At 67.7% G+C, this 14,032-nt stretch carries 13 protein-coding genes and 2 pseudogenes; 7 read left to right on the plus strand and 8 right to left on the minus strand.

Translation table 11 applies throughout. From position 1 onward, the window contains the following. Together A5692_RS11470 and A5692_RS11475 are read right to left on the minus strand one after the other, a co-directional pair. Positions 1-1,182, minus strand: a 1,182-nt coding sequence (locus tag A5692_RS11470) for an Hsp70 family protein (protein WP_156766033.1), incomplete at its 3' end; no start/stop codon positions are given. A gap of 110 nt (positions 1,183-1,292) precedes the next feature. Further along, entirely contained in the window at positions 1,293-2,378 is a 1,086-nt protein-coding gene (locus A5692_RS11475) for a dihydrodipicolinate reductase (protein WP_068055947.1), read from the minus strand. Positions 2,379-2,483: 105 nt separating this feature from the next. On the opposite strand from A5692_RS11475, the gene A5692_RS11480 reads away from it, so the two are divergent. From A5692_RS11480 to A5692_RS11490, 3 genes are read left to right on the plus strand one after another with little or no spacing between them, the layout of a single operon-like run. After that, a complete protein-coding gene (locus A5692_RS11480) occupies positions 2,484-2,825 on the plus strand; it encodes an MmpS family transport accessory protein (RefSeq protein ID WP_197514429.1) in 342 nt (113 codons plus the stop codon). Between the two features lie 21 nt (positions 2,826-2,846). Further along, entirely contained in the window at positions 2,847-4,145 is a 1,299-nt protein-coding gene (locus A5692_RS11485) for a cytochrome P450 (protein ID WP_068055954.1), read from the plus strand. Positions 4,146-4,150: 5 nt separating this feature from the next. After that, on the plus strand, positions 4,151-4,714 hold the full coding sequence (locus A5692_RS11490; protein ID WP_068055957.1) for an ester cyclase: 564 nt from the start codon (positions 4,151-4,153) through the stop codon (positions 4,712-4,714). Positions 4,715-4,719: 5 nt separating this feature from the next. Here A5692_RS11490 and A5692_RS11495 read toward each other — a convergent pair whose 3' ends face one another. Beyond that, positions 4,720-5,430, minus strand: coding sequence for a haloacid dehalogenase type II (locus tag A5692_RS11495; RefSeq protein ID WP_082962601.1), 711 nt, complete (start codon positions 5,428-5,430; stop codon positions 4,720-4,722). Between the two features lie 6 nt (positions 5,431-5,436). Here A5692_RS11495 and A5692_RS11500 point away from each other — a divergent pair, with 6 nt between their 5' ends. Next, positions 5,437-5,808, plus strand: a complete 372-nt coding sequence (locus tag A5692_RS11500) for a YidH family protein (protein WP_068055960.1) — start codon at positions 5,437-5,439, stop codon at positions 5,806-5,808. Positions 5,809-5,849: 41 nt separating this feature from the next. Then, positions 5,850-6,125 (plus strand): DUF202 domain-containing protein, encoded by a 276-nt coding sequence (locus A5692_RS11505; protein ID WP_068056063.1) that lies wholly within the window; start codon positions 5,850-5,852, stop codon positions 6,123-6,125. Here A5692_RS11505 and A5692_RS11510 read toward each other — a convergent pair whose 3' ends face one another. Next, positions 6,126-9,002: an RND family transporter gene (locus tag A5692_RS11510; protein WP_068055963.1), complete on the minus strand. Its 2,877-nt coding sequence runs from the start codon at positions 9,000-9,002 to the stop codon at positions 6,126-6,128. It lies immediately after the preceding gene. A gap of 596 nt (positions 9,003-9,598) precedes the next feature. Between A5692_RS11510 and A5692_RS11515 the strand changes: the two genes are divergently transcribed. Both A5692_RS11515 and A5692_RS11520 read left to right on the plus strand, forming a co-directional pair. After that, entirely contained in the window at positions 9,599-10,486 is an 888-nt protein-coding gene (locus A5692_RS11515) for a glycosyltransferase family 2 protein (protein WP_068055965.1), read from the plus strand. A gap of 50 nt (positions 10,487-10,536) precedes the next feature. Then, positions 10,537-11,292, plus strand: a pseudogene (locus A5692_RS11520) (lysophospholipid acyltransferase family protein); the annotation flags it as partial. Here A5692_RS11520 and A5692_RS11525 read toward each other — a convergent pair. From A5692_RS11525 to A5692_RS11535, 4 genes and pseudogenes are all read right to left on the minus strand, one after another. Continuing rightward, positions 11,289-11,525, minus strand: a complete 237-nt coding sequence (locus A5692_RS11525) for a hypothetical protein (protein ID WP_068093751.1) — start codon at positions 11,523-11,525, stop codon at positions 11,289-11,291. The pseudogene A5692_RS11520 and the gene A5692_RS11525 sit on opposite strands and share 4 nt — an antisense overlap. Continuing rightward, a complete protein-coding gene (locus tag A5692_RS29035; protein WP_156766036.1) occupies positions 11,522-11,665 on the minus strand; it encodes a hypothetical protein in 144 nt (47 codons plus the stop codon). Before A5692_RS29035 ends, A5692_RS11525 begins: the two co-directional genes overlap by 4 nt. A 339-nt stretch (positions 11,666-12,004) precedes the next feature. Next, positions 12,005-13,492 (minus strand): NAD(P)/FAD-dependent oxidoreductase, encoded by a 1,488-nt coding sequence (locus A5692_RS11530; RefSeq protein WP_068056066.1) that lies wholly within the window; start codon positions 13,490-13,492, stop codon positions 12,005-12,007. A gap of 186 nt (positions 13,493-13,678) precedes the next feature. Further along, positions 13,679-13,919: pseudogene (locus tag A5692_RS11535) on the minus strand (acyl carrier protein); the annotation flags it as partial. Positions 13,920-14,032 lie beyond the last annotated feature (113 nt).

Raw genomic sequence — 14,032 nt, forward strand, 5'->3', positions numbered from 1 at the left:
CGGCGTCCGGGGAACCCGTCCGCCGGAGGCGACCGCGACGGCGCAGGCCGCTCCGTCGGCGGCGATCACCGGCGCGGTCGCCGTGACGGGCGCGGCGGGCGCCGAAGCCGACACCGAAGCCGCCGTCGCCGCCGCGGACACCTCGCCGGGACCGTGCGCCGCCCGCAGCGCGGCGCCGGTGGCGGCCGTCAGGTGTGGGCGCGGCGTGGTGATGACCGGGACGCGAAAGTACTGCGACAGCGTGGTGGTGAGCGCGGGGATGTTCGCCCCGCCGCCCGCCGTGACGACCGCCGCCAGGTCATGGATCCCGTTGCGGGCCAACGTGTTTTCCAGCACCGCCACGAACCGGTCCAGCGGCGTGCGGGTCGCCTCGTCGAGCTCGGCGCGGGTGACCCGGACTTCCCCCGTCAGCCCGTCGCTCAGGGTGGTCGCCGTGCTGGACGACAGCTCTTCTTTGGCGCCTCGGCATGCGGTCCGCAGCCGGCTCAGTGAGCCGATCGCCACGGTGCCCGCCGGGTCGAAGGAGGCGGTGGTGGGCATGTTGGAGATGACGGCGCTCAGCAGCGCCTGGTCGATCAGGTCACCGGAGAAGTCGTTCAGCCGCACGGTCGGGGCCAGCGCCTGATAGTCGCCGTCGGCGCGCATGAACGTGACGCTGGTGCCGGTGCCGCCGAAGTCGCACACCGCCACGGTCCCCCTGCGCGGTATGCCGGGGCCGGTCCGCACGGCGAGCAGGGTGGCCGCGGCGTCGGGGATCAGCAGCAGCGGCCGCGCGCGCTGGGACCATTCGGCGACCGAGCTCAGCGCGGTGCCCACGGCGTCGACCGCTTCGGAGGCCCAGTGGGCGGGATAGGTCACGGCGACGCTGTCGGGCAGGGGCCGACCGCCGGTGAGGGCGTAGGCCAGCGCGCGCATCGCGTCGGCGATCAGTTGCTCGCCGCGGTGCATCGAGCCGTCGGCCGCCACCATTCCCCGCGGGTCGGTGACCCGCTGCACGAATCCGGTCATCACCAGCCCGGGCTGGTCGAGCCGCGGGTTTTCCGCGGGCACGCCCACCTCCGGCGCGCGGTCGGGGTAGAGCGTCAGGACGGGCTTGCGGGTGACGACCCGGCCGGCGGCCACCGCCGCCAGGTTGGTGTTACCGATCGACAGCCCCAGCGCGGTCCCAGCTCCATTGGCCATATGCCCCAACCCCAACTTCAGCAACTCGCATCCCAGGCTAGCCGTTATTGTGCCGCCGGAACCTGTACCGCGTCTCAGGGAAACCTAGGTACCGGCTGTGCGCCGGCCGGTCAGCGGATGTTGCCGGCGCCGGCGATCAGCGGCAGGTCGAGCGGCGTGACCCAGCCCGGCCGCAGGTCGTTGACGGCGGGCACGGCGTTGAGGGCCCGCATCCCGGTCGCCAGGCAGCCGGCCGTGGCCGCGTCGCGGCCCGACCCGTCGGTGAACCGGAAAGCGGTCTCCTGGAACACGCTCGGCGTGCCCTCGATCTCCACCCGGTAGACGTCGTTGTCGTGCCCGGAGGGCCAGTCGGGGGCGGCGTCGACGCCGATGCGGTTCACATGCTCGAGCTGAATCCTGGTCTCGCCCTTGTAGATCCCGTTGATGGTGAACCGGACCGCGGCGACGTGCCCGGGCTTGATCACACCCTTGACGGTGTTGCGCTCGGTCGGCGTCACCCACTTGTCCCAGGTGGTGGTGATCTCGTCGAGCATGATGCCGGCCGCGTGGGCGATCATCGGCACGGTGGCGCCCCACGCGAAGATCAGCATGTTGGAGTCTTCCAGCAGCGGGCGGTATTCGGGCTCGCGGCCGATGCCCATCTCGACTTCGTAATCGCCCTCGTAGTTGGTGTAGTCGAGCAGTTCGGAGGCGCGCACCCGGCGCACCTCCGAGCACAGGCCCATCAGCGTCATGGGAAACAGGTCGTTGGCGAATCCGGGGTCGATGCCGGTGGTGAAGCAGGACGACTGGCCCAGCTCGCACGCCTCGGTGATGGGCGTGATCCACTGCGGCGGGTTGAGGTGCATGGTCGGCCACACCCACGGGGTCATCGCCGTCGAGCAGACGTCGATCCCCGCCCGCAGGAAACGGGTGATCAGCGCGATGTTGTCCTGGGCGTGCATCGCCGTCGGGCCGTAGTGCACCAGCGCGTCGGGCTTCAGCGCGATCAGCGCGTCGACGTCGTCGGTGGCGACGATGCCGACCGGCTCGGGCAGCCCGCAGATGTCGCCGACGTCGCGCCCCACCTTGTCGGGGTTGCTGACGCCCACACCCACCAAATCGAACAGCGGATGCTTGACGATCTCGGCGATCACCATCTTGCCGACGAAGCCGGTGCCCCAAACCACCACACGTTTTGCGCCGTGTTCCGACATACTCACCTTCCCGTGCCAGCCCCCGTGGGACTCACATTAGAGCGGCGCCGCTTCGTCTGGGCGGAAAGCTTCCGTAGCACCGCATGTGGTGACACGATGCAAATCATGACGAAGCATCGGCGTGGCCTGAGGATCCTGTTCGCCGTCGGAGCCGGCTGGGCCGCGACGGTCCCCGGCGTGGCCCATGCCATCCCCCAGATGCCGCAGGCCCGCTACGAGGTGACCGGCGGCCCGGTCGCGCAGTACATCTCGTACCAGACCGACGCCGGTCAGCTGCACCAGGTCAACGTGCCGCTGCCGTGGTCGACGGAGTTCACCTCCTTCGGCGGGCAGGTGTTCGTGATCAGCGCGCAGGGCGCCGGCCCCTTGCGCTGCCGGATCCTGCTCGACGGCAACGTGGTCGCCGACGCGCAGTCGGCGGGCGGCAGGACGGTCTGTGCCCACTAACGGTTTCGCAGGAGGTTCTCGGTGAGTCTGAAGACGGGCATCGCGACGCGAACGAACGGGGCTCCGCCGCCCGAGGTCCCCCTCTCCGACATCCACCTGGACTCGCTGGACTTCTGGGGCCTCGACGACGACTTCCGCGACGGCGCCTTCACCACGTTGCGCCGCGAGGCGCCCATCTCGTTCTGGCCCGCGATCGAGATGGAGGGATTCGTGGCCGGCGACGGGTACTGGTCGCTGACCCGGCACGACGACGTCCACTTCGCCAGCCGCCACCCGGAGATCTTCAGCTCCAGCCCCAACATCACGGTCAACGACAACGCGCCGGAGATCGCCGAATACTTCGGCTCGATGATCGTGCTCGACGACCCGCGGCACCAACGGCTGCGCTCGATCGTCAGCCGGGCGTTCACCCCGAAGGTGGTGGCGCGCATCGAGGCGTCGGTGCGCGAGCGGGCCCGCCGGCTGGTGGCGTCGCTGATCGCCAACCATCCCAACGGGGAAGCCGACCTGGTCACCGAGCTCGCCGGCCCGCTGCCACTGCAGATCATCTGCGACATGATGGGGATCCCCGAGGAAGACCATCAGCGAATCTTCCACTGGACCAACGTGATTCTCGGGTTCGGCGACCCCGACCTGACCACCGACTTCGACGAATTCCTCAAGATCTCGATGGACATCGGCGCCTACGCCTCCGCGCTGGCGGAGGACCGCCGCGTCAATCACCACGACGACCTGACCACCAGCCTGGTCGAAGCCGAGGTCGACGGCGAACGGCTGTCGTCGGCGGAGATCGCGTCCTTCTTCATCCTGCTGGTGGTGGCGGGCAACGAGACGACGCGCAACGCGATCAGCCACGGCGTGCTGGCCCTGTCGCGCTACCCCGACGAGCGGGACAAGTGGTGGGCCAACTTCGACCGGCTGGCGCCCACGGCGGTCGAGGAGATCGTGCGATGGGCCTCGCCGGTGGTCTACATGCGGCGGACGCTGACCCGCGACTTCAAGCTGAGCGGCACCAAGATGTCCGAGGGCGACAAGGCCGTGTTGTGGTACAACTCGGCCAACCGCGACGAGTCGACGTTCGCCAATCCCTGGCTCTTCGACCTGGCGCGAACCCCCAACCCGCACTTCGGTTTCGGTGGCGGCGGAGCGCATTTCTGCCTCGGCGCCAACCTTGCCCGCCGCGAGATCCGGGTGATCTTCGACGAATTGCGCCGCGAGATACCCGACATCGTCGCCGTCGAGGAGCCCGCCCGGCTGCTCTCGCAGTTCATCCACGGCATCAAGGCGCTGCCGGTCGCCTGGACCCCGCCCCGGGGGTAGCGCGCATGACGATTCCCGCGTTCCCCTCCGCGGACGTACTTGCCGCCCGCCAGAAGCTCGTGCTCGACCATTTTCACGACGAGGTCCGCCAGGATTGGGACGACGTGTTGTCGACCTTCCCGCATCCGCGCTACGAGCTGATCCCGCAGATGATCGTCCACGACGGAGATCGGGCGGTGCGCGACTACTACGCCTACACCCGCACCGCGTTTCCCGACCAGGACCACGAGATCATCGCGCTGCGGCACAGCGCCGACGCGGTGATCGTCGAGTTCTGGCTGATGGGCACCCATCTGGGTTACCTGGGCAAGGTCCCGCCCACCGGCAGCCGGTTCCGGGTCCGCATGACCGCCTACTTCGTCTTCGACCACACCGAAACGCTTGTGTGCGAACGCATCTACTTCGACACGCTGACCATGATCAAGCAGCTGCTGGGCGGGCTGGACATGAGGAAGCCGGCCAACTGGCTGCTGGCCGCGCGCTGCGCGCGCGGCTTCCTGTCGATGTCGTCGGAGAAGCCGGACCCGGCGCTGACCAATACCGTCCCGCCGACCTTCGCGACTGCCTGAACTGCTCAGCAGCCGAGTTGGGCTGCGAGATCGAGGAAGTCGGACGCGTTGACGTCGAACTCGTCGGAATAGGTCACGTCGGCCTCGCCGTCGGCACCGAACTCCAGCGGGCGCGCGACGAAGGCGGTCCGGAACCCGAGCCCGGCCGCGGCGCGAATGTCGTACTTGTGGCTGGCGACCATCATGATCTCGCCGGCGTCCAGACCGAGATACGTCGCGGCCATCCGATACACCGCCGGGTCGGGTTTGAACGCCCCGGCCATCTCGGCGGCGAAGATCGCATCGAAGGGCAACCCCGCCCGTTTGCAGATGCTGACGACCGCCGACACGTCGGCGTTCGACAGGGTGGCCAGGGTGTAGGCGGTTCGAAGCCGGGTCAGCCCGGGCACCGCGTCGGGCCAGGGGTTGAGCCGCTGCCAGGCCACGGTCAACTCGTCGCGTTCGGCGCCGGAGAGGGCGATGCCGCGCTCGTCCAGAACCGCGTCGAGTGCCCGCCGATACACCGCGCGCACCGACACCCACGCGGTGCCGTGGTGCTCCGCGATGTCCAGTGTCGTGAAGTAGCCTGCGCGCCAACGCCGTACCACGTCGGGCCAGTCGGCTTCCGGGTAACGCCCGGCGGCGATCCGCCGCGCCTCCTCGCACACCGTCGAGTGAAAGTCCGTCGCCGTGCCTTGCACGTCGAAGAGCAGCGCCTTGACCACAGCGTTCATCATGCAACGATGTGCCTCGTGGCCGACACCGACAGCGCCGAAGAGCACGAGCCCGACTACCGGTTCACCTTCGCCAACGAGCGGACGTTTCTGGCCTGGCAGCGCACGGCGCTGGGGTTGCTCGCCGCGGCGGTGGCGCTCGTGCAGTTGGTCCCGGAGTTGGGGGTGCCGGGCGCGCGCCGTGTGCTCGGTGGGGGGCTTGCGCTGCTGGCCATTCTCACCAGCGGGATGGGGTTGCTGCGTTGGCAGCAGGCGGATCGCGCCATGCGCCACGGGACCCCGCTGCCACGGCATCCCTCGCCGACCTACCTGGCGGTGGGCCTGACTGTGGTGGGGCTCATCGCGCTCGCATTGGTGATCGCGAAGGCGGTCATCCGTTGAGCGACTCGACGGCGGACGGTAGGGACCCGGCCGAGCGGACGATGCTGGCCTGGACTCGGACGTCGTTCGCGTTCCTGGCCAACGGCGCACTGCTGATGATCAGGAACCTGCACGGCTCCGTCCGCCCGGCGGACCTGGTCCCCGCCGGGCTCGCCGGCGCCGTGGCGTTGGGAACGTTCCTGATCGCCGTGCGCCGCCAGCACACCCTGCAGCAGCGGCCCCTCCCGCAGCGACTCACACCCCGGCGCCAGGTGCACGTCATCGGCGTGGCCGTGCTGGCCCTCATCGTCGTCACCGCGCTCGCCCAGCTGATCTAGTTAGTCGCCCAGCAGGGCCCGCACCGCCGGGCGGGGCCCCGTCGGCCGGAGCATGGCGCTGGCGGGGCGCGGCCGCACCGTCAGCGGCCACCAAAACCAGCGGCCCAGCAGCGCGGCGATGGACGGGGTCATGAACGCGCGCACCACCAGGGTGTCGAACAGCAGGCCCAGCCCGATCGTCGTGCCCACCTGGCCGAGCACCCGAAGCTCGCTGACCGCCATGGAGGCCATGGTGAAGGCGAACACCAGGCCCGCGTTCGTCACCACCTTGCCGGTACCGCCGACCGCCCGGATGATCCCGGTGTTCAGCCCGGCGCCGATCTCCTGCTTGAACCGGGCCACCAGGAGCAGGTTGTAGTCGGACCCCACCGCCAGCAGGATGATCACCGACATCGCCAGCACCAACCAGTGCAGCTCCATCCGAATGAGGTGCTGCCACAACAACACTGAGAGCCCGAACGAGGCGCCCAGCGACAGCGCGACCGTCCCCACGATCACCACGGCCGCGGCCAGGCTGCGGGTGATCACCAGCATGATGATGAAGATGAGGCAGAGCGACGAGATCGCCGCGATCATCAGGTCGTAGGTGGCGCCGTCGGAGATGTCCTTGAACACCGCCGCGGTGCCGCCCAGGGAGATTCGTGCGTTTTCCAGCGGGGTGGTCTTCAGCGCCTCCTCGGCCGCGGTCTTGATGGCCTCGACCCGGGCGAAACCCTCGGGTGTCGCCGGGTCCCCGCGGTGCAGGATGAACAGGCGCGCGGCCTTGCCGTCGGGCGACAAGAACATCTCCATGCCGCGCTTGAAGTCTCGGTTGCCGAAGACGTCCGGTGGCAGATAGAACGAATCGTCGTTCTTGGACGCGTCGAAGGCCTGGCCCATGGCGCCGGGGTTCTTGCCGTTCTCGTCCAGCTGGCCGAGCACCCCGGACATCGTGCTGTGCATCGTCAGCATCATGGTCCGCATGCTTGCCATGGCGTCGATCATCGGGGGTATCTGCGCGATCAGCTGGGGCATGAGCACGTCGATCTTGTCGAGGTCGGTGACCAAATCGCCGAGCTTGTCGTTGATTTCGTCGACACCGTCGATCGCGTCGAAGATCGATCGCAGCGACCAGCAGACGGGGACGTCGTAACAGTGCCGTTCCCAGTAGAAGTAGCCGCGCACCGGCCGCCAGAAGTCCTCGAAATCCGAGATCCGGTCGCGCAATTCGGCGGTGATCGCTTGCACGTCGTGGGTTTCGCCGGTCAGGTGGTGCGTGGTGGCGACCAGCTGCGACATCAGGCCATGCATGCGCTGCATGATGGCGATCATCGTCGCCAGCTCGTCGGCCTGCCTGAGTAGGTCGTCCATCCGTTGCTGTTGGAAGGCGCTGTTCTCGGCCAGGACGGCGTTTTGCGCGCCGATCAGGAACGGCAACGTGGTGTGCGGCAGCGTGGTCCCGTCCGGCCGGGTTATCGCCTGCACCCGGGAAACACCCGGCACGGCGAGCACGCCTTTGGCTAACTTGTTCAGTACCAACATGTCTGCCGGGTCGCGCAGGTCGTGATCCGCCTCGACCAACAAGAGTTCGGGCTTCATCCGCGCCTGGGAGAAGTGGCGGTCCGCCGCGGCGTAGCCGGCATTGGCCGGCAGGTCACCGGGAACGTATTGCCGGTCGTTGTAGCTGGTCTTGTACCCCGGCAACGCGAGCAGCCCGACGAGGGCCACACCACCCGTCGCCACCAGAACGGGCGCGGGCCAGCGGGTGACCACCGTGCCCATCCGTCGCCAGCCGCGAACCTTGATCATCCGCTTGGGGTCGAAGAGGCCGTAGCGACTGCCGACGGTGAGCACCGCCGGCCCCAAGGTGAGCGCCGCCGCCACGGCGACGAGCATGCCCGCCGCGCAGGGGATGCCGAGGGACTGGAAATAGGGCAACCGGGTGAAGCTCAGGCAGTACGTCGCGCCCGCGATCGTCAGGCCGGAGCCCAGGATGACGTGGGCGACCCCGCGGTAGGTGGTGTAGTAGGCCGTCTCCCGGTCCTCGCCGGCCTGGCGGGCCTCTTGGTACCGGCCGAGCAAGAAGATCCCGTAGTCCGTTCCGGCCGCCAGGCTCAGCGAGGTGAGCAGGTTGATGGCGAAGGTGGAAAGCCCGACGACCCCCAGGTCCCCGAGCAACGCGACCGTTCCGCGCGCGGCGACGAACTCGACGCCGACCAAGAGCAGCAGCAGCACGACGGTGACGATCGAGCGGTACACGGCGAGCAACACGACGAAGATCACCAGGACCGTCGTCGCCGTGATCAACACCAACGACTTGTCGCCGCTGGCGTGCATGTCCGCGATCAGCACCGAGGGCCCGGTCAGATAGACCTTGAGCCCGGCGGGCGGGGGCGTTCGCGCGACGATGCCCCGAACCGCCTCGATCGATTCCGCCGCCAGGGCCTCGCCCTGGTTACCGGCGAGGTCGAGTTGGACGTAGGTGGCCTTGCCGTCGGCGCTTTGCGCGCCCGCGGCGGTGAGCGGATCGCCCCAGAAATCCTGGATGTGCTGGACGTGCCGCGGATCGTCTTTCAGCCTGCGGATCAGGGCGGCATAGAACGTGTGCGCGTCGTCGCCGAGCGGTTGGTCGCCCTCGAGGACAATCATCGCCGCGTTGTCGGAATCGGATTCGACGAAAACCTTGCCCATCCGCTTCATCGCCTGGATCGACGGCGCTTCGTCGGGCGTCATCGACACCGAATGTTCTTGTCCGACTTTTTCCAGCGATGGGACGCCGAGGGTCACCAGGACCGCGATTGCCAGCCACCCGATGATGATGGGGACCGAAAATCGGCGGATGGCGCGTGCGATGAATGGCTTTTCCGGATGTGCGGTGGCCGTGCGATTGTTGGTCACTCGGATTTCAATTATTGCCCTTTGCTCCGAGGTTTCTCGTAACGCGCACGACGCTTAGCACGGACGTCCACTTTGGTGTTGGTGTGTTCCGCGGGTAAACGTACGCTACGACGGGCGATGAGGACTCGCAAATCGAACAATTGCAGTCTTCTTGGTCTCCGGCGACCTGCCGCAACAGCCGCGGGCGCCCCGTCCGGCGGGTGACCGGCGCCGCGTCGGCCCGGCGGACGGCACAGGTTAGCCTGCCCAAAGTTGCCAGTCCGCCTGCGCGACGGGCGTTTTCGCGCACCGCGCTGCCGAGCGAGTGCCGTTGGGCATGGTCGCCGAAGTCGAGCGGAATGTCACGACCGGCACTACACTGCTCTCTCATGTGTTCAACGTAGACACGTGTTGAACAAGGTGCCCTTGCGGGGTTAAGGTTTCGAGAAAACACGCGATATTCGGAGGCAGACTGGGCCGCGATTGCCTTAGGGTCCGAATCAATGGGCGCACCGAATTCCCTGCAGCGGGCAATTCGGTGCGTATGTTCCACCGGTGCAGGGTCGGGGCCAATGCCAGTTTCCGTTTCTGCGCCTTCGCAGATTGGTCTCTGAGTAATGCCCCAACAGCCGTCCGTCGCGATCGTCATTCCGGCCTATAACGAGGAACGTTATATCGGCAAATGCCTGGCATCGTGCCTCGACCAGACCTCTGCACCCGAGGAGATAATCGTCGTCGACAACAAGTCGACGGACGCCACCGCCGCCATCGTGCGCCGGTATCAAGCCGAGAACCCGCACATCGACATCCAGCTGATCGAGCAGAACGAGCATCAGGGCATCGCCCCGACGCGCAACCACGGCTTCGATCACGCGCGCAGCGACATCATCGCCCGGACCGACGCCGATTCCGTGATCGCCAGGGACTGGGTCGAGACGATTCGCCGCCGGTTCGAGGATCCCGACGTTGACGCGGCGAGCGGACCCATCGGGTTTCACGACATGCCGCTGCGGCGGTTCCTGTTCTGGACCGACGCCACCCTGCGCGGCAAGGTGCACAAGTACGCGAAGAACGAGCGGTTCCTCATCGGCGCCAACATGGCTATTCGCGCCCAGGCGTGGAAGTCGGTCCGCCATCTGACGCAGCTGGACCTCGAAGACCGCCTGCACGAGGACGTGGATCTCGCGCTGACCTTGTTCAAGAACGAGTTCGAGATCGCGTACGAGCCGGGCATGGTGGTCGCCATGTCGGCACGCCGAGTGGAATCCTCACCGCGCGAGTTCTACCGGTACGTCACGCGCTATACCCGCACGACCGACCTGCACGGCGTCAGGAGTCCCGCGGGCTACACCGCGATCACCACGCTGCTGCTGCTGTACTTCCCGTTCCGGACGATGCGGTTCTTCTACGATCCCGAGAACCTGCACTTCACGTCGTCGAAGGCCCGCGACAAGCTGCGCGCGATGCGCACCGGGCGGCAGCTGCCCCGCGCGCCACGGCGATGACCGCCGGGGGTGAACTAGCCGATCCCGGCGGGCCGATAGCGGACCCCGGAGCCGCGCACGCCCCACGTCCCGGCGGGCCGATCGCCGGCCTCCGCAGGCAGGCGTCGCTGGTCGCGGGGTTCGGGTTGGCCGTCCCGCTCGCCGCCGGTGCGCTGGGGCTTGGGCTGCTGAGCGGGAGCCGGCGCCGCGGGCTCAACTTCTTCACCTCCACCTGGCCCCACGCGCTGCTGGCGACCAACGGCATCCGCATCAATGTCGTTGGCACACACAACCTGACGGCGCAGCGCCCGGCCGTCTTCCTCTACAACCACCGCAACCGGGTCGACCCGTTCGTGGCCGCCGCGCTGATGCGCGACAACTGGATCAAGATCGCCAAGAAGGAACTGGCGAGCGACCCGATCATCGGCACGCTGCTGAAGCTGAACGACGGGGTATTCCTCGACCGCGACGACACCACCGCGGCGGTGGAAACCCTGCACCAGGTCGAGGAGCGCGCCAAGGCGGGGCTGTCCATCCTGATCGCCCCGGAGGGCACCGCGCTGGACACCACCGGGGTGGGGCCGTTCAAGAAGGGGGCGTTCCGCATCGCGATGGCGGCGGGAATTCCGATCGTGCCGATCGTGATCCGCAACGCGGAGATCATCGCGTCGCGGGATTCGATGGAGATTCACCCCGGCACGGTGGACGTCGCGGTGCTCCCGCCGATCCCGGTCGACGACTGGACCCTGGACACGTTGACCGATCGCATCGCCGAGGTGCGCGGCCTGTATCTGGACACGCTGGCCGATTGGCCGGCCGGGTCCTAGGCGGTGGCTCGAAGCCCGGAAACCGTCGAGCGCATCGGACGCAGCGACGACAGGAACATCACCCCATAGCCGTTGGCGCGCAGGCTGACTCGCAGGCCCGCGCTCGGCGTGTTGTGCTCGAACCACCGGGCCAGCGCCGGACGGTGCTGGTAGGCGGAGGCGTTCTCGACGCCCAGCAGCCGCAAGAGGGCCGACAACGTGTTGGGCTGGCTGGCCCCCGAGGCGATGGTCAATGTGTTCCTTCCTGGGTGTGCAGGGGTAGCAGCTGCTGTGTGGTCGAGTCGGCTACCGAATGCGCGGGCGCGTCGATGTCACCCAGCACGAAGGCGAAGGTGATCGCCAGGCAAGCGCATCCCCGACACAGTGTTTCCATTGGGCCACATCGACTTTCGCATCGGTAACGGACGGAAGTCCGCGTATCTGCTTCAGGCCCGATTACCCCGCTGCGGCGCGCGCAAACGCCGCGGGGGTGATTCACCGAATCGCCGGCGTCCCATCAGCCACACGCGTCACTGGAACGGGCGGCATCGCCTTTGCCCGCCTCTCAGCGACAATCCGGGGGCAGCCTGGGCAACCCAGGGCGCGTGCAGGGCGCGTGCAGGCGGGCCCCTACCCGCCGCGCGGGCGCACAACTGCCGTTGTCGCTCAGAGGCGGGCAAACAGCCGGCCGCCCCGGCCAGGGGCTGGTGTGGCGGGTGTGGCGGGTGTGGCGTTACGCGATCACGTAGTCGCTGAGCGGGAACGTCGCGGCTTCCCGCACCGAGTTCAACGTCGACGTCGGCCGCAGCAGCGACGCCTCCCCGCTGGGGCTGAAGTAGTACGACCGCGACGTGGCGCAGTTGCCGGAGTAGAACACCGTGTTGTCCAGCCGTTCGGTCATCCGCTCCATGAACCGGTCGTTGGCCTCCTCGGTCACCTCGAAGGTCGTCGCGCCGCGGCGCTTGACCTCGCCGAGCAGCCGGTCCATGTGCCGCATCTGGTACTCGATGGTGTGGAAGAAGGACAGGCCGGAGAAGGCGAACGGGCTGGCCAGGCTGAAGTAATTGGGGAAGTACGGCATGGTGACGCCCTGGTAGGCCTGGAACCGGGTCTCCCGCCACCACTTTCCGAGGTTGCGGCCCTTGCGGCCGACCACCTCGATGGCCGGGAAGTTGGCCTCCCACAGGTCGAAACCGGTCGCCAGGACCAGGGTGTCGACCACCGTCTTACGCCCGTCGACGGTGACGACGCCGTCCGGCTCGATCCGCTCGATCCCGGCGGTCTCCAGGTGCACGTTGGGCTGGGTGAACGCGCGGTAAAAGGTGTTGGAAAAGGTCGGCCGCTTGCAGCCGAGGTCATAGTCCGGCGTCAACCTGGCGCGCAGTTCTTTGTCGCGGATCCACCGGAACCGGTTGATCTTGGCCAGGTCGGAGGCGGAAATGTTGCCCCGACCGCGGGACTCTTTGAAGTGCAGCGCCCCGACCACCATGATGATCTCGAGCAGAATGTCGGTCACCCACCGCAGCGCACGCTGGGCCGCCGGCACCCGGGCGAACAGCCGCCGCACCCCCGGGGAGAACCCGAAGTCAAACTTCGGCAGCACGTGGGTCGCGGTGCGCTGGTAGACGGTCAGCTCGCCGGCCTGCCTGGCCAGCTCCGGAATGACCTGCACCGCCGACGCCCCGGTCCCGATCACCGCGATGCGCCGGCCCTGATAGCTGTAGTCGTGGTCCCACGCGGTGGTGTGGACCACCTTGCCCCGGAAGCTGGAGACGCCGGGGATGTCCGGCATGCGGGGCTGGGACAGGAAACCCGTGGCGGTGATCAGGAAACGGGACGTCAGGGTTTCCCCGCCGGCCAGCGCCACCCGCCACGCCGCGGCGTCCTCGTCCCACTGGGCGCCTTCCACCGTGGTGTTGAACCGCATCTTGCGGCGCACGTCGTACTTGTCGGCGACGTCTGCGGCGTACTTCTTGACCTCACCGCCCGGCGCGAACAGCCGCGACCAGCCCGGGTTGGGCTCGAACCAGTAGGAGTAGGTGGTCGACGGGATGTCGACGGCGATCCCCGGGTAGTGGTTGACGTGCCAGGTACCGCCCAGGTCGTCCTCGCGCTCCACGATGACGATGTTGTCGTACCCGAGGCGCTTGAGCTGGATCGCGGCGCCGATGCCCCCAAAGCCTGCACCGACGATGACGGCGTCGAAAAGGTCCGTGTTCACATCCCGCTCCGTGTTCACTTGCTCTTGCTCAGCGCTTACACACAAAGAACTTTCACTAATCTTACGGAATTCTAATAGCGCTGTGCCCTACGACGCGGGCGTGTTTGCCGGCATGTGACCTTGCCGACACCAAAAGCTGCTGCCAGACAGGCTGATTTGCGGGACGCGGCGTTGCCGGCGCTCTTTGCGCGCGGCCGGCCCGGGCCGAGGCCGCCGCCTGCAGGCGGCCCAGGAACTCGTGGCATCGCCACGCACGCTCGGCGTCTTGCGCCATCACCTCGCCGAAGAACGATGCGACGTCGTCCATGCCAGCGTCTTTCGCGTCGCGCACGTACTGGCCGTAGTCGTATCCCGCCTTTAGCGAGTGGTACTGCACGGAGAGGAGGTCGAAAGTCACGTCATCGAAACCTGTTTCACCCGTAGCCATGTCATCACCCGTCCGTGTCGTCAGCGTGGTCGCCGGACCGGCTACCCTCGGAGATCGACACCAAACGGCGGCCCGGGGCAGTTTCGCTACATGGCGTTTCCCCCGGGCCCTTC

The sequence above is a fragment of the Mycobacterium sp. E342 genome, assembly GCF_001667665.1.
Lineage (GTDB): Bacteria > Actinomycetota > Actinomycetes > Mycobacteriales > Mycobacteriaceae > Mycobacterium.